At 63.1% G+C, this 15,075-nt stretch carries 15 protein-coding genes; 11 read left to right on the top strand and 4 right to left on the bottom strand.

Annotated elements, in window-relative coordinates:
- The first annotated feature begins 44 nt into the window (after nt 1–44).
- Both ACHWUQ_RS17740 and ACHWUQ_RS17735 read left to right on the top strand, forming a co-directional pair.
- Nucleotides 45–1,001, top strand: a complete 957-nt coding sequence (locus ACHWUQ_RS17740) for a Gfo/Idh/MocA family oxidoreductase (RefSeq protein ID WP_239812412.1) — start codon at nt 45–47, stop codon at nt 999–1,001.
- Nucleotides 1,002–1,070: 69 nt separating this feature from the next.
- Nucleotides 1,071–2,087 (top strand): aldo/keto reductase, encoded by a 1,017-nt coding sequence (locus tag ACHWUQ_RS17735; RefSeq protein WP_394681920.1) that lies wholly within the window; start codon nt 1,071–1,073, stop codon nt 2,085–2,087.
- 105 nt (nt 2,088–2,192) lie between these two features.
- On the opposite strand, the gene ACHWUQ_RS17730 is transcribed toward ACHWUQ_RS17735, so the two are convergent.
- The 4 genes from ACHWUQ_RS17730 to ACHWUQ_RS17715 are packed head-to-tail and all read right to left on the bottom strand — an operon-like array spanning nt 2,193 to nt 5,800.
- Nucleotides 2,193–2,909, bottom strand: a complete 717-nt coding sequence (locus tag ACHWUQ_RS17730; protein WP_394681919.1) for an SDR family NAD(P)-dependent oxidoreductase — start codon at nt 2,907–2,909, stop codon at nt 2,193–2,195.
- Nucleotides 2,910–2,918: 9 nt separating this feature from the next.
- Nucleotides 2,919–3,998: a 2,3-butanediol dehydrogenase gene (locus ACHWUQ_RS17725; RefSeq protein ID WP_394682016.1), complete on the bottom strand. Its 1,080-nt coding sequence runs from the start codon at nt 3,996–3,998 to the stop codon at nt 2,919–2,921.
- Nucleotides 3,998–5,242, bottom strand: a complete 1,245-nt coding sequence (locus ACHWUQ_RS17720) for an MFS transporter (protein ID WP_394681918.1) — start codon at nt 5,240–5,242, stop codon at nt 3,998–4,000. Before ACHWUQ_RS17720 ends, ACHWUQ_RS17725 begins: the two co-directional genes overlap by 1 nt.
- Before the next feature lie 24 nt (nt 5,243–5,266).
- Complete coding sequence (locus tag ACHWUQ_RS17715) at nt 5,267–5,800, bottom strand: 2,4'-dihydroxyacetophenone dioxygenase family protein (protein ID WP_239812408.1); 534 nt, start codon at nt 5,798–5,800, stop codon at nt 5,267–5,269.
- A 393-nt stretch (nt 5,801–6,193) separates the two neighbouring features.
- On the opposite strand from ACHWUQ_RS17715, the gene ACHWUQ_RS17710 reads away from it, so the two are divergent.
- From ACHWUQ_RS17710 to rlmN, 9 genes are all read left to right on the top strand, one after another.
- Nucleotides 6,194–7,129 (top strand): LysR family transcriptional regulator, encoded by a 936-nt coding sequence (locus tag ACHWUQ_RS17710; RefSeq protein ID WP_394681917.1) that lies wholly within the window; start codon nt 6,194–6,196, stop codon nt 7,127–7,129.
- 203 nt (nt 7,130–7,332) lie between these two features.
- On the top strand, nt 7,333–8,112 hold the full coding sequence (gene surE / locus ACHWUQ_RS17705; RefSeq protein WP_312461927.1) for a 5'/3'-nucleotidase SurE: 780 nt from the start codon (nt 7,333–7,335) through the stop codon (nt 8,110–8,112).
- Nucleotides 8,109–8,909 (top strand): protein-L-isoaspartate(D-aspartate) O-methyltransferase, encoded by an 801-nt coding sequence (locus ACHWUQ_RS17700; RefSeq protein ID WP_394681916.1) that lies wholly within the window; start codon nt 8,109–8,111, stop codon nt 8,907–8,909. The genes surE and ACHWUQ_RS17700 overlap by 4 nt, the downstream gene beginning before the upstream one ends.
- A gap of 11 nt (nt 8,910–8,920) precedes the next feature.
- Nucleotides 8,921–9,766 carry a peptidoglycan DD-metalloendopeptidase family protein gene (locus tag ACHWUQ_RS17695; RefSeq protein WP_312526661.1) on the top strand — a complete coding sequence of 282 codons (846 nt, stop codon included), beginning with the start codon at nt 8,921–8,923 and terminating at the stop codon, nt 9,764–9,766.
- Nucleotides 9,766–10,833 (top strand): RluA family pseudouridine synthase, encoded by a 1,068-nt coding sequence (locus ACHWUQ_RS17690; RefSeq protein WP_394681915.1) that lies wholly within the window; start codon nt 9,766–9,768, stop codon nt 10,831–10,833. The genes ACHWUQ_RS17695 and ACHWUQ_RS17690 overlap by 1 nt, the downstream gene beginning before the upstream one ends.
- Nucleotides 10,834–11,031: 198 nt before the next feature.
- Entirely contained in the window at nt 11,032–11,910 is an 879-nt protein-coding gene (gene scpB, locus ACHWUQ_RS17685; RefSeq protein ID WP_394681914.1) for an SMC-Scp complex subunit ScpB, read from the top strand.
- Nucleotides 11,903–13,357 carry a pseudouridine synthase gene (locus ACHWUQ_RS17680; protein ID WP_394681913.1) on the top strand — a complete coding sequence of 485 codons (1,455 nt, stop codon included), beginning with the start codon at nt 11,903–11,905 and terminating at the stop codon, nt 13,355–13,357. The genes scpB and ACHWUQ_RS17680 overlap by 8 nt, the downstream gene beginning before the upstream one ends.
- 79 nt (nt 13,358–13,436) lie before the next feature.
- On the top strand, nt 13,437–13,862 hold the full coding sequence (gene ndk, locus ACHWUQ_RS17675; protein ID WP_021027513.1) for a nucleoside-diphosphate kinase: 426 nt from the start codon (nt 13,437–13,439) through the stop codon (nt 13,860–13,862).
- A gap of 59 nt (nt 13,863–13,921) precedes the next feature.
- On the top strand, nt 13,922–15,043 hold the full coding sequence (rlmN, locus tag ACHWUQ_RS17670) for a 23S rRNA (adenine(2503)-C(2))-methyltransferase RlmN (RefSeq protein ID WP_239812402.1): 1,122 nt from the start codon (nt 13,922–13,924) through the stop codon (nt 15,041–15,043).
- The last annotated feature ends 32 nt before the right edge of the window (nt 15,044–15,075 follow it).

Raw genomic sequence — 15,075 nt, 5'->3', positions numbered from 1 at the left:
CGCCCCGGCGCTCTCTGGGGCACCCAGACTTTCTGGAGGATGTCATGACACTTCGCAAGCTCAAAGTGGCGCTCGCAGGAGCGGGCGCCTTCGGCCTCAAACACCTTGAGGGCATCCGCCAGATCCCCGGGGCGGAAGTCGTCTCCCTCGTCGACCCGGATCTGTCCAAGGCGCGCGAGCTGGCCGAGCAGTATGGGATTGGGCATGTGGCCACCAATCTGCAGGACAGCCTGGCGCGACCGGAGGTGGATGCGGTCATTCTGTGCACGCCCACGCAGATGCACGCCAGCCAGGCCCGCCAGTGTCTGCTGGCCGGCAAGCATGTGCAGGTCGAAATTCCGCTGGCCGACCGGCTCGAGGATGCGCTGGCCGTGGTGGCCCTGCAAAAATCCAGTGGATTGGTGGCCATGTGCGGGCACACCCGCCGCTTCAACCCCAGCCACCAGTGGGTTCAGCAACGGGTGCAGGCGGGCAGGTTCAAACTCCAGCAATTGGATGTGCAGACCTACTTCTTCCGGCGCAGCAATATGAATGCGTTGGGCCAGCCGCGCAGCTGGACGGACCATCTGCTTTGGCACCATGCGGCCCACACCGTGGATCTGTTCGCCCACCAGGCAGCCAGCCCCATTGTCCAGGCCAATGCGGTGCAGGGGCCGCTGCACCCGGAGCTGGGCATTGCGATGGACATGGGCATCGTGCTCAAAGCCGCCAACGGCGCCATCTGCACGTTGAGCCTGTCGTTCAACAACGATGGTCCTTTGGGAACCTTCTTTCGCTATATCGGCGATACAGGGACCTATGTGGCCCGCTACGATGGGCTGGTCAATGGCAAGGATGAGGCCATCGATGTATCCGGGGTGGATGTATCGATGAATGGCATTGAACTGCAGGACCGTGAGTTTTTTGCGGCGATCCGGGAGGGCCGCCAACCGCGCTCAAGCATCTCCCAGGTACTGCCTTGCTACCAGGTTCTGCATGCATTGGAGCAGCAGCTGCAGTAATATCCACCCAAGCCGCCGCTGACCGCCCGCACAAGTTTCAGCGGGCGGTTTGGTTTTTGAGGAGAGATGATGAGTGAGCGTTCTATAGGCCCCTTCCAGGTTGGTCCCGTCGCGCTGGGATGCATGAACCTGAGCCATGCCTATGGCCACCCGGCCACGGCCGAGCAATCCCAGGCGCTGCTGCATGCAGCGCTGGATGCTGGCGTCGACCTGTTCGATACCGCAGCGCTGTATGGCTTTGGCGCCAACGAGTCGTTGGTGGGGCCGATCCTCAGGCCCCACCGCAGCCGGATCACGCTGGCCAGCAAGGGCGGCATGGCAGGCGTGCGGGGGGACGATGGCATCATGCGCCGTGTGATCGATGGCCATCCCAGAACATTGCGCCGCAACTGCGAAGACAGCCTGAAGCGCCTGGGGACCGATGTCATCGACCTGTATTACCTGCACCGCTGGGATCCCCGGGTGCCGATCGAAGAGTCGGTCGGTGAAATGTCACGCCTGGTGGAGGAGGGGAAGGTGCGGGCGCTAGGTTTGTCAGAGGTCGGCGTCGACACCTTGCGCCGTGCCCATGCCACTTACCCGATTGCAGCCTTGCAGAGCGAGTATTCGCTGTGGTCACGCAATGCCGAGCTGGGCACCTTGCAGGCCAGCCGCGAACTGGGCATTGCCTATGTGGCCTTCAGTCCGATGGGCCGGGCTTTTCTGTCGGGCAAATTGCCCGCCGGCACCACCTGGGTGCCAGGAGACATCCGTGCCGGCATGCCACGCTTTCAGCCCGAGGCCTATGCAGCGAATCTGCGGCTGCTGGCCCCCATGCAAACCATTGCGGAGCGCGCAGACTGCAGCCTGGCCGAACTGGCCATTGCCTGGGTGCTGCACCAGGGCGAGCATGTGGTGGCATTGCCAGGCACCACCCGTATCGATCACCTGCATGAAAATCTGCGCGGTAGCCGGGTGGCCTTGGATGCTGCGTTGCTGGCCGAGCTTGACGCGCTGTTTGCACCCGAGGCGATCCGTGGTGACCGCTATGCGCTGGCCTCGCAGCGCGAGGTGGATACCGAGAAATACGCGTTTGAGCAGCGCTGATGCCAGGCTGATAGACGGCTGGTAGCGCACGCAGAGCCTGAGGCAGATCACGCTGCCTGCAGGCTCTGCCATCTTTGGCTGCCTGTAGCCCATCCTGGACTGCTGTTACACGGTCAGATAACCACCATCGACGGGGATGACGGCACCGTTGACAAAAGATGCCGCTGGCGAGCACAGAAACCCGATGACTGCCGCCACTTCGGCGGCCTGGCCCCAGCGCTGCAGCGGTGTGCGGGACAGAATCGTTGCCGAGGCGGCTGGGTCGGCCATCAGCCCCTCGCTCAGCGGCGTAGCGATCCAGCCGGGCGCTACCGCATTGACGCGCACGCCTTCATGCGCCCAGGTTTGTGCAAGGGAGCGCGTCAGTTGCATGATGCCACCCTTGCTGGCGCTGTAAGCGGGGCGGTCCTTGCTGCCGAAATAGCTGTACATCGAGGCCACGTTGACAATGCAGCCGCTGCTTTGCAACAGGTGTGGGGCTGCGGCCATCGATGCCCGCATGACCGCAGTGAGGTTGGTATGCAGCACTTGCAGGAAGGCCTCCGGTTCGTACTCCTGCGCATGCCGGCTGATGCCTGCTGCGTTGATCAGCGCATCGAGTCGGGGTAACGCGGCGATGGTCTGCTGCAGTTGGCCGCTGTCGCAGACATCCAGCTCGATGCACCGGATGCGGGGATGGCGCGGGGCATGCCGCCCCTGCGCATCCAGCCCCAGCGCAAGCACGGACGCGCCGGCCTCGGCAAAATGCAGCGCCGTGCTTGCGCCGATGCCGGAGGTGCCTCCAGTTACGAGGATGGTTCTTTGTTCCTGGGAGTTGTTCATTGCGGTGTCCTAACGCTTGTGGTTGCGGCCCATCGGCGGGCTGACCAGAATCTTGATCTGCGAACGGTCCTGCACCAGTGCTGCAAAGCCTTCGCTGACTGCGTGCTCCAGCGGAACTGTCTTCGTGATGATCCAGGTGGGGTCGAAGCGGCCCGCTTCGATGAGGCCCATCAGCTCTTGGTAGACATCGCGGTAACCGACGCTGGCGACCAGGCTCAACTCGCGGTTGACAGCGTCGAATGCGTCGAGGCGGGCCTCGGACATCAGGCCGACCATGACCATGTTTCCGCCTTTGCGCAGTGCGCGCAACGCCCCTTCAAAGGTGGCTTGCAGACCTGCGGCCTCAAAGCTAATGTCCACGCCCAAGCCGTCGGTGGCCGAGGCAATGGTGTGCCGCAACGCGCGAGGAGTGAGGCCCTTGCCGTCGATGACCAGGCTGGCACCAGCCTGTCGTGCCATTTCAAGGCGCTGCGGCGATACATCCACCGCAATGATGGTGCCTGCTCCCTGCAGTTTGGCGAGCTGGACCAGCAGCAATCCGATGGGGCCCAGCCCAAAGATGGCGCAGCTGCCGCCAGCCGGCAGCTGGCTGCGGCGCAGCGCATGCAGTGCGACGGCGGCGGGCTCCATCACGGCAGCCTGCTCCAGGCTTACCCCTTCGGGCAGGCGGTGCAGCATATAACTGGGCACCACGGCAAAGTCGGCCATGCCGCCATCGCCCATCAGCCCGGCGAAGCCCATATCGGCGCAGAGGTTGTAGGCGCCGCTGCGGCAGTAGGCGCAGTGGCTGCAGCGGTATTCGGGTTCCACCGCGACGCGGTCGCCCACCTGCAGGCTGCTGACCGCGCTCCCCAGCTCGACCACCGTGCCACAGAACTCGTGGCCCAAGGTCAGTGGCGCGGTACGGCCTGAGACCGCGTGGGGGGTTCCAACGGGGATGGCATGCGGCCCCGATTCGTATTCGTGCAGATCGCTGCCGCAGATGCCGCAGTATTGCACGGCGATGCGTACTTCCTGAGGTCCGGGCTTCGGGGTCGGGATCTGCTCCACGCGCAGGTCCTGGGCGCTGTGCCAGCGCAGTGCGCGCATCATGGCGTTGCTCCTGCCGCCGCACGGCGTTGCAGCACCAGCGGTGCGGTTTCCTTCAAACCCAGCGCAAGCGCACCGGCGATCAATGCGCCGCCTGCCGACATCCACATTGCGACGGGCAGGCCGTAATGGTCTGCCGCAAAGCCCGCAATCGTGGGGGCGAGGAAGCCGCCTACCAGTTCGCCCGCGCCCATGATGAGACCGAGCGCGCCCGTCAGCACTTGGGGCGGAACGGTTTCTGCGGGGACGGTGGCCATGAAAAGCGTGAAGCAGCCCAGGCCGGTATAGGTGAAGAACACCACCATACCCAGTGCGAGGACGGAGTCTCCGTAGATCAGGGCGATGGGGCACAGTGCCGCAATCGGCGCAAAGATGACCAGGGTGGGTTTGCGTCCGATGCGGTCGGAGATGGCTGGCACCGCAAAGCCCCAGAATACCCAGGCGGCGCCCAGGCAGCTCATCACAAAGCCCATGTCAGCGGCCGAGAACTCGCGGTACTTGACGAGGAAGGTGGGTGCAAACGAGATGATGATGATGAACCAGGTGAGGAAGAAGCAGCTGATCAGCATGCACAGCAATACATTGCGCTCCCGCAGCAGCGCCCAGCGGTTGATGGCAGGCGCCTTGGCCTGGGCAGCCGCCGGGGCTTGGCCTGGATGCTCATGGACCCAGCGCCAGATGGACAGGGCGATCAAAATGCCAGGAATGACAGTGACATAGAAGGCGACGCGCCAGCCGAAATTCGTAGCCAGACCAATGACCACGGGCGGGCCAATCATTGCGCCAATCAAGCCCGCAGACGAGCCCTGCAGCAGGCCCATGTTCAGGCCGCGCCGCGCTGGGGTGGAGCTTTGGATCATCAAAGACTGGGCAATGGGCAGCACCGGCCCTTCAGCCAGGCCCATCAGCGCGCGGAACACCAGCAAGCTGACGAAGCCGCCCACCAGCCCGGACATGGCCGAGCAGATGGAAAACCCCAGCACGGACACCACCAGCAGCGCCTTGCGCTTGGAGCGCGAATCGGACCAGGCACCTGCGATGGCCCCGGAGATGGCCCAAGTCAGCGCCAGGGCCGATGAGATCATGCCCAGCTGGGTTTGGCTCAGGTCGAGCTCATCCTGCATGAACGGGAACAGAAACGACAGGGCCAGGCGGTCAAAGAAGACAAAGCCAAAGGTCAGGAAGAGGATCAGCAACAGCCGATTCTCGTAGGTCCACAAGGAGCGAGAGGGGGTTGGGTGCATGGTGTTCTCCAGAGTCGGTGGCCGTTAGCGGAAGAGCTTTTCCACGGCCTCGGCGCCCAGACCCACTTTTTCGTAATGGGCCTTGCACATGGCGATGTAGGAATGGACATCAAAGTAGCCGTCCGGTTTGCCCTGCTCGTCCAGCCAGATCAGCGGACCCTTGACGATGAAGAAGGCCCGCATGGGTTCGGGATGGTCGAACGCCACCAAGGTATGGCCTTCTCCGGGGGTCTCGTAGACGAAGTCGCCCTTGGTCGCTGTCCAGTCATGCTCCAGATAGCCCCATTTGCCGGAGATCGTGTAGGCAAAGACTTCATGGGGGTGGTAGTGGCGGTTGACCAGGCCGGCTTGCTTGGCCATCAGGATGTCGCACCACTTGTTCTGGGATGGCGAGATCCAGAGAGGCCGCGAGAACACGGTGTCGGTGAACGGCACATACAGGCGTTCGTCTTCGGGCACGGCGTTGGGGGTGTACACCTCTGGCAGTGCATCGGGCATGAAGGGGTTGGCGATGGGGCTGAGGCTTTGCCAAAACTCGCTGCTGGCTTTTTCGACCATGGTTGTGCTCCTTGAATAGCGGAATAGGAAATGGAAAGAGGGCAAGGCTGGCGATGGCGCCAAGCGGATGCAGCCCGGACTGATGAAGGTCACCGGAGAGCGGGGGGGGCAGGGCAGCCGAAGACGCTGCCGTCACTGTCGGGGGGAGGGGTGTCTGTCAGGTTTGCGCGTCCAACTCCGACTGAGACAGCGCGGAGACGCAATGCCTGGCCAGGCGGTGGTGGGGGGGAACGGCATGCAGGGTCTCCTTGGCTCTATGTGTGGGGGATGTGAAACTTCATTCTGTGGAAGATGTCCCCAACGACCTAGGTGCCCGTATAGCTAGCAGCTATAGCAAAATGGCATAATAATAGCTAAAAATTATTAATATTCAATGCACTAAAGAGGGTGGCTATGAATTTGCAGCAAATCGAAACTTTTGTCGCCGTTGCCGAGACCGGCAGTTTCAGCAAAGCGGCGATGTTGTCCGATTCAGCGCAGCCGGCACTGAGCCGTCAGGTGCGGGCGCTCGAGATGGAACTGCGCGAGACGCTGCTGATCCGTACCGGGCGGGGTGTGACCTTGACGGAGGCAGGGCGCCGGTTGCTCGAACATAGCCATGCGATCTTGCAGCATGTGGCCCAAGCCAAGGAGGATCTGGGTTGCGAGCGCAATGAACCGGTAGGCCGCATCGTCGTGGGCCTGCCCCCGAGCCTGGCCCGGCGTTTGACCTTGCCACTGATCGATGCCTTCAGCTGCACGATGCCCAAGGCGCGCATCGCCATCGTCGAAGGGTTTTCGGTGCAGATGGCCGAATGGCTGGCCTCCGGCCGCATGGATCTGGGTCTGGTCTATGCACCCGAACCCCATCCCCATATTGAAACCACGCCAGTGCTGCAGGAGCGGCTCTGTTTGGTGGGCCCCGCCTCGGCGCTGGGAGGGCTGGGGACGCTGGGCTTTGAGGGACTGTCTGCGTTTCCGCTGATCATGCCCCAGTACGGCCAAATCTTCCGCAAGCTGATGGAAGCACAGGCCAGGCTCTCCCAGGTCAAACTCAATGTTGTCTGGGAGGTGTCCAGTGTTCCTGCCATTTTGGACCTGGTGCGCGGCGGCTATGGGTTTGCTGCGTTGACGCGCAGCGCCCTTGACGGGCATGAAGTGGGTGACCAACTCGTCGTGGCACCGATCGAGACGCCTGCGGTGATGATCCCTCTGTTCATGGCCCAATCGGCCAAGCGCAAGGCCACACCGTTGCTGCGCTGCACAGCTGCTGTGCTGCATGAGCTGGCCACCCAGGTGTGCAAAAAGGCCGAACTGGCTGCGAATGCTGCAGGTGAGCCGCTGGCCTAGGCGCTTCATCGTAAATTTGTGTAGCAAATGCACTGCTGCACGGAGTCAGTGCCGCCGCGCTCACTACAATGCGGAGGCTTGACAAGGCGCCCTTGCGCGCCATGGGCTGCGGGCGCCGAAGGGCCTGCAGGTCGCTTTGCTGCCACACTCCGCTCGGGTTCTGTGTTGGCACCCCTACAATGCAGTGCAACTGGTTCAATGACATGAAGATACTGCTTTGTAACGACGATGGTTATCAAGCGCCCGGCATCGTGGCGTTGCATGATGCATTGCAGGCAGTGGCCGATGTCGAGGTGGTCGCACCAGAACACAACAACAGTGCCAAATCCAATGCACTGACCTTGCATTCGCCGTTGTACGTGCAGCGTGCCGCCAATGGCTTTCGCTACGTCAATGGTACGCCGGCGGACTGCGTGCATATCGCGCTGACGGGGCTGTTAGGTTATAGGCCCGATCTGGTCATCTCCGGTATCAATAACGGTGCCAATATGGGCGATGACACCATCTACTCGGGCACCGTGGGCGCTGCGATGGAAGGCTATCTGTTCGGCATCCCGGCGATGGCCTTCTCCCAGATCGACAAGGGTTGGGGCGAGTTGGAGTCAGCCGCCAAAAAGGCCTGCGAGCTGGTGCAGCAGTTCGAGGCCTCCAAGCTCGTCACGCTCAAGCCCTGGCTGCTCAATATCAATATTCCCAATCTGCCGTTTGCGCAGATCAAGCCCCTCAAGCTGTGCCGCCTGGGGCGCAGGCATGCGGCAGAGAAAGTCATCACCCAGACCAGCCCCCGGGGCGAGACCATGTACTGGATCGGCAATGCCGGCCTGGCCATGGATGATGCAGAGGGCACCGACTTCCATGCGACGGCGGCAGGCCATATGGCGGTGACACCGCTGAAGGTGGATTTGACCGACCATGAGAGCCTGGCCTATTGGGCGCAGACGGCCACCACCTTGCGCAGCAACGACCTGGAGGTGCCAGGGTGACCTTGCGCAAGCCAGGCTTTCCTGCCCGTGGTGCCCTGCCTGTGAGCACCAAGCCCCAGGCGAGCAGCGTGCACCGACAATGGGCCAGGCTGCCGGCGGAGCTGTCACCGGTGCCGATGGCCGTGCGTGAATCGCTCGGCCCCGAAAGCGTGGATTTCACATCGGCGCGTTTGCGCATGGTGCAGCGCCTGGCCGCATCGGGGGTGGAGCACACCCGGGTGCTGAAGGTGATGAATTCGGTGCTGCGCCATCAGTTTGTTGACAGTGCACTGGCCGTTCAAGCCTATGAAGACACCAGTTTGCCTATAGGATTGGGGCAGACCATCTCCAAGCCCAGCGTGGTGGCACGGATGTGCGAGCTGCTGCTGCAATCTCCGGCAGGCAAAATGGGGCTGGGGCGCATTTTGGAGATTGGCACCGGCTGCGGCTACCAGGCGGCGGTTTTGAGCCTGATGGCCAAGGAGGTGTATACCATTGAGCGGCTGCGTGCGTTGCATGAAAAGGCGCGGGTCAACCTGCGGCCTTTGCGGCTGGCCAATGTGCACCTGATCCTGGGCGATGGCATGCTGGGTTTTGAAAAAGGCGCGCCTTACGCCGGGATCATCGCAGCGGCTGGTGGGGATTCCGTCCCGCAGGCATGGTGCGACCAGCTGGCGGAAGGCGGCCGGCTCGTGGCCCCGGTGATGGGACCGGGCCAGCAACAGGTTTTGCTCGTCGTGGACCGCAGTGCTGATGGGTTTCAGCGCACGGTTCTGGAGCATGTTCATTTCGTGCCCCTAAAATCGGGGCTTGGTTAAGAAGGATAGGTATGTTGGATTCACGTGGTGTTTTGACGTGGGGTGCCAGTGTGGTGGCAGCCATGGTGCTGGCAGGATGCGGTAGTACATCGCTGAACCAGGCGCCCGTGGAAGATCGGGGCTTGTCGGCAGGTCGCGCACCGACGTCGACCACGGCCACCCCGAACCGCATTGATCCAGCAACCCTGCCGGGTGCCGAAAACGCGGGCAAGCCTGGTTACTACACCGTCAAGCCCGGCGAGACCTTGATGCGCATTGCCGCCGACAACGGCCAGAACTGGCGTGACATCGCGCGCTGGAGCAATCTGGAAAATCCGAATGTCATCGAAGTGGGTCAGGTGCTGCGCGTGGTGCCACCGGTCACGGCCACCGCCGCCGCTGCCCCGGCAGCTACTGCACCTGCGGTAACCGGCGCCAACACGCCAGCGGCGACGCCTGCACCGGCCCCGGCGCCTGCTGCTGCAGCGTCTGCACCCGCTGCAGCCGATGGCAACCTGGGCTTTATCTGGCCCTCGTCGGGCGCCGTGATTGCGGGCTTTGACGACGCGCGCAACAAGGGTCTGGACATCGGTGGCAAGGCGGGTGACCCCGTCGTGGCAGCCGCCGATGGCCGCGTGATCTACTCGGGGGCGGGCCTGCGCGGCTACGGCAACCTGATTCTGATCAAGCACAACAACACCTACCTGACCGCCTACGCGCACAACCAAACCTTGCTGGTCAAGGACGACCAGGTCGTCAAGAAGGGCCAGAAGATTGCCGAGATGGGCAGCTCCGACGCCGACCGCGTGAAGCTGCACTTCGAGGTGCGCCGCCAGGGCAAGCCGGTCGATCCATCGCGCTACCTGCCTTCCCGCTGATGCCAGGTCCTTCATTGAAGCCGACATCGCCGCCCGCCGACGATGTCGGCTTTTCCCATTTGGAGGACACCGCCCTGGTGTCGCCGGAAGGGGATGAAGAGCCGGCGGAGGTCGAGTCGCAGAGCTGGGAAAGCCGGACGGTCACCGCTGGCGTGGATGCGCACGGCATGCGCCTGGACAAGGCGCTGGCGCTGTGGGTGCCTGAGTTCTCGCGCAGCTATCTGCAGGCCTTGCTGCTGCAAGGCGCAGTGCTGGTCAATGGCAAATCCGGTCTCAAGCCCAGTGCCAAGGTCAAGGCCGGTGACCAGGCGGTGGTCGAGCTGCGCCCCACACAGCAAAGCCAGGCGTTCTTGCCGCAGGATATTCCGCTGGACGTGGTCTACCAGGATGAGCACCTGCTCATCATCAACAAGCCTGCCGGCATGGTGGTGCACCCGGCGCCTGGCAACTGGAGTGGTACCTTGCTCAATGCGCTGCTGGCCTACGACGCGAAGGCGGCCCAGCTGCCGCGCGCAGGCATCGTGCACCGGCTGGACAAGGACACCAGCGGCCTGATGGTGGTGGCGCGCGAGCGCCAGACGATGGACGCGCTGGTCAAGCTGATCGCTGCACGCGATGTGCGCCGTAACTACCTGGCGCTGGGCCACAAGCCCTGGCAGGGCGCGGCGCAGATCTCGGTCAGCCTGCCCATTGGCCGCGATCCGCGCAACCGCCTGCGCATGGCGGCGGTCGATCTGGCCCAGCACCCAGGCAAACCGGCGCGTACCGATATCCGCCTGCTGGTCAACGGCCAGCAAGGTTGCGCGGTGTTCTGCAGCCTGCATACCGGGCGCACCCACCAGATCCGCGTGCATATGGCTTCGCTCCAGCACCCACTGCTGGCCGACACGCTCTATGGCGGCACGCCGGCGGCTGGCATGGAGCGCCAGGCCCTGCATGCGCTGCGGCTGGCCTTTGTCCATCCGGTCACCGGGCAGAGCATGTCCTGGTTCGCGATGCCGCCCGCCGATATCACCTCGGCGATGGAAAATTGGGATCTTCGGTATAATTTGGCGGAATTGGCCTAAGCGCTGCCCCTGCAGGTCTGGTTTTTCAGCCAGCGCAAACACCCGGTTTGCACACTGCATCGGTGGCGCCCAGTGCCGGCGGCTATGGGCGCTTATGCCTGCGCCGTGATCTTGGCCATGCAAACGCGGCCCTCTTGATACGCATTCCTTTGTCTCAACACGCAGCTGCGCGCTGGCGTGAAAACAGGGATTTATCGCATGCATACTTTGGAAGCAAAACGGGTGCTGGAGACTGCGCTGATCTGCGCGCCCCAGCCCATCACCGTGCGTGAGCTGCGGGGATTGTTTGCGGATGATCTGGGAACGGACACGCTCAAGGTGCTGTTGCAGGAGCTGCAACTGGACTGGGCGCACCGGGGGGTGGAACTGGTGCAGGTGGCATCGGGCTGGCGCTTTCAGAGCCGGCCGGAGATGCGCGAATACCTCGATCGCCTCCACCCGGAAAAACCGCCCAAGTACTCGCGTGCGACTCTGGAGACCTTGGCCATCATTGCCTATCGGCAGCCGGTGACCCGTGGCGATATCGAAGATATCCGGGGTGTGACGGTCAACAGCTTGATCATCAAGCAGCTCGAAGACCGGGGCTGGGTGGAAGTGATTGGCTACCGGGAGACCATCGGGCGGCCTGCGCTGCTGGCAACCACCCGGCAGTTTTTGGATGATCTGGGCCTGCAGTCGCTGGACCAGTTGCCCGAGCTGGACAGCAGCAACCAGACGCAGGCGATGTTTGACAGCCTGCCGCTAGAGGCGCCGCAAGGCGAGGCCGAGCAGCAGGATGCCGGGCCAGCGGATGCCGAGGCATTCGAGCTGGTGGGCGAGGCCATGGCCATGGCAGCGCCGGTTGCCGATGGCGAGGCGTTGGAAGACGCAGAGGATGCGCAGACTTTGCCTGAGGCTGGGTCTGCTGATGATGAAGATGCGGCCGCCGTGACGGCGGCAGAGTCCCCGCAGGTAGGTGGTGATGCAGATGCCGCCACTGCCGGGGTTGAAGACAAAGATGCGGATCCTTTGGTCCGTGATGACGATGCACATAATTCCGCAGCAGGCGGGGTAGAAAAGCAAAAAGATGATGAGTGATACCAGCGATATGAATGCGCCCCAGGACGGAGATAAGGCCTTGCAAGAAGGTGCTGCGCCGTCTGAAAAGCGCCGTGCGCCGCGCAAGCGTGCCGTGCCCGCGCAAGCCGTGCCGGCAGATACGGCCGACGCGGCAGCGGCCCACGACGGCGAGGGTGAAGGGTCGGCGCAGCCGGCTGCCGAGCCTCGTGCACGCCGTGATGGCGAGCAGCGCGTGAGCCGTTACCCGGCCCGGGCTCGCCGTTTCCGTGAGCGTGATGGACAGCCGCGTGATGCGCAGGGCGCAGAAGGCGATGCGCCTGCCGCCCGTGGCCGCGGTCCGGCGGGCCGTCCGCAACGCCATGCCGAGCCGGAAGGCTATGCATTCGAGGACGTGGTGGCTGGCGCGCTGGAGGCGGCGGAAGACTCGGATGCACCGGCTCCGGTCAAGCGCGTGCTCCAGCCCCATGTGGAAGCGCCCAAGCTGCACAAGCTGCTGGCGCAGGCCGGCATGGGCTCGCGCCTGGAGATGGAGCGCCTGATTCTGGAAGGCCGCATCTCCGTCAACAATGAGCCGGCCCACGTGGGTCAGCGCATTTTGCACAGTGACAAGATCCGTGTGAACGGCAAGCTGATCACGTTCCGCATCGAGCAGCCGCCAGCGCGCGTGCTGGCCTACCACAAGCCCGTGGGCGAGGTGGTGACGCATGACGATCCGCAGAACCGCCCCACGGTGTTCCGCAAGCTGCCGCGCGTCTCGCACGGCAAGTGGCAGTCCATTGGCCGTCTTGATCTGAATACCGAAGGTCTGCTGCTGTTCACCAACTCCGGTGAGCTGGCCAACAACCTGATGCACCCGCGCTTCGGTCTGGAGCGTGAGTACGCGGTGCGCGTGCTGGGCGCGCTGACCAATGAAGAAAAGGCCTTGCTGCTGGCCGGTGTGAACCTGGAAGACGGCGTGGCCAGCTTCGGCTCCATCGACGATGGCGGTGGCGAGGGCGCCAACTGCTGGTACCGGGTCACCATCTCCGAAGGCCGCAACCGCGAAGTGCGCCGCATGTTCGAGTCGGTCGGTCACGCGGTCAGCCGCCTGATCCGTATCCGCTACGGTGCCATGGTGCTGCCGCGCGGCTTGCGCCGGGGCTCCTGGGTGGAGCTCGATCAGCGCGACATCCAGGCGCTGACGGTGGCTGCCGGCGGTGTGGTCGAGCGCAAGCCCCGTGAGCAGAATGCGGCTGGCCGGGGAGGGCGCAGTGACAACCGTCCCCAGCACAACGGCCCGCGCCCATCGGTCGGCCCGGCCAAGAACACCCGCGGTGGCGGCTTGCGCAAGGCACCCGAGAAGCGCAATACCCAGCCCGATCCGATGAAGACCTCGCTGGGCTACATCGGTCATGACAGCCTGACGCGTCAGCGCCAGGGCCAACGCAAGAGCGGTGGCGGATTCAAGCGCGGTGGAAGGTCGTAGTCACGCCGCTGACTTCCAGGACACCGTACAATCAAAGGTTTGCTTTCAGAGCAAAAAAACCATCAACAGGAAATTTATTATGGCAATCGAACGTACCCTCTCGATCATCAAGCCCGATGCAGTGGCTAAGAATGTTATCGGTCAAATCTACGCCCGCTTTGAAGCTGCTGGCCTGAAGATTGTGGCCGCCAAGCTGGTGCAACTGTCGCGTCAAGACGCTGAGCAGTTCTATGCTGTGCACGCTGCCCGTCCTTTCTTCAAGGATCTGGTGGACTTCATGATCTCCGGTCCTGTGATGATCCAGGCTCTGGAAGGCGAAAACGCCATCCTGAAGAACCGTGAGCTGATGGGCGCTACCGACCCCAAGAAGGCCGACAAGGGCACGATCCGCGCTGACTTCGCTGACAGCATCGACGCCAACGCCGTGCACGGCTCCGACGCCGCTGAGACCGCTGCTGTGGAAGTGGCGTTCTTCTTCCCCGGCATGAACGTTTACTCCCGTTAATTGACTTGTGCGCGGCCTTCAGGCCGCGTGGCATAGCTAAGTGGCCCGAGCGTATATCCATGACCACCAATTTGCTTGATTTTGATTTGGCTGGTTTGACCGCCTTTTGCGAAGGGCTGGGAGAGAAGCGCTTCCGGGCCACGCAGCTTTTTCGCTGGATCCACCAGCGCGGTGCAGCCGATTTCGACCAGATGACCGATCTGGCCAAGTCCCTGCGCGAAAAACTCAAGGGCACGGCCCATGTCACGGCCTTGCCCGTGATTACCGAGCATGTGTCCTCCGACGGAACGGTCAAGTGGCTGTTCGACGTGGGTGACGGCAACGCCGTCGAATCCGTATTCATTCCCGAAGATGACCGTGGCACCTTGTGCGTCTCTTCGCAGGCAGGTTGCGCGGTGGGATGCCGCTTTTGCTCGACAGGGCACCAGGGCTTCAGCCGCAACCTGACCACCGGTGAAATCATGGCGCAGCTGTGGTTTGCTGAACACGCGCTGCGCAAGCGCCTGGGGCGCGATGAGCGCATCATCTCCAATGTGGTGATGATGGGCATGGGCGAGCCCCTGCAAAATTACACGGCCCTGGTGCCCGCGCTGCGCACCATGCTCGATGACCATGGCTATGGCCTGTCGCGCCGCCGCGTCACCGTTTCCACATCAGGTGTGGTGCCGATGATGGATCGCCTGTCGCAGGACTGTGCGGTGGCTCTGGCGGTCTCGCTGCATGCGCCCAACGATCCCCTGCGCGATGCCCTGGTGCCGCTGAACAAGAAATACCCGCTCGACGAGCTGATGCAGTCCTGCCGCCGCTACCTGGAGTTTGCGCCGCGTGACTTCATCACCTTTGAGTACTGCATGCTCGATGGCGTCAACGACCAACCCGAGCATGCCCAGCAATTGATAGCACTGGTGCGAGAGTATGCGGGCAACGGCGGGGCATGGTGCAAGTTCAATTTGATTCCATTCAACCCTTTTCCGGCATCGGGTCTGTTACGATCACCTGCCAACCGGGTGACCGAATTTGCCAAGATGCTCTCGGATGCCGGTGTCGTGACCACCGTGCGCAAGACCCGGGGCGATGACATCGATGCGGCCTGTGGCCAGCTCGCTGGCGATGTGAAAGACCGCACCAAAGCGGCGGAGCGCATGGCCAAGAACCGGGTCATACCGCTGGCACAAGTCTAGAAATAGTCCAATCAGTTTGAGGAGGGTGTGCA

It is taken from the genome of uncultured Comamonas sp. (genome assembly GCF_964277875.1).
GTDB lineage: Bacteria > Pseudomonadota > Gammaproteobacteria > Burkholderiales > Burkholderiaceae_C > Comamonas > Comamonas sediminis.
Note: the sequence above shows the minus strand (reverse complement) of the source record. Positions and strands in the feature narration are given on the sequence as shown.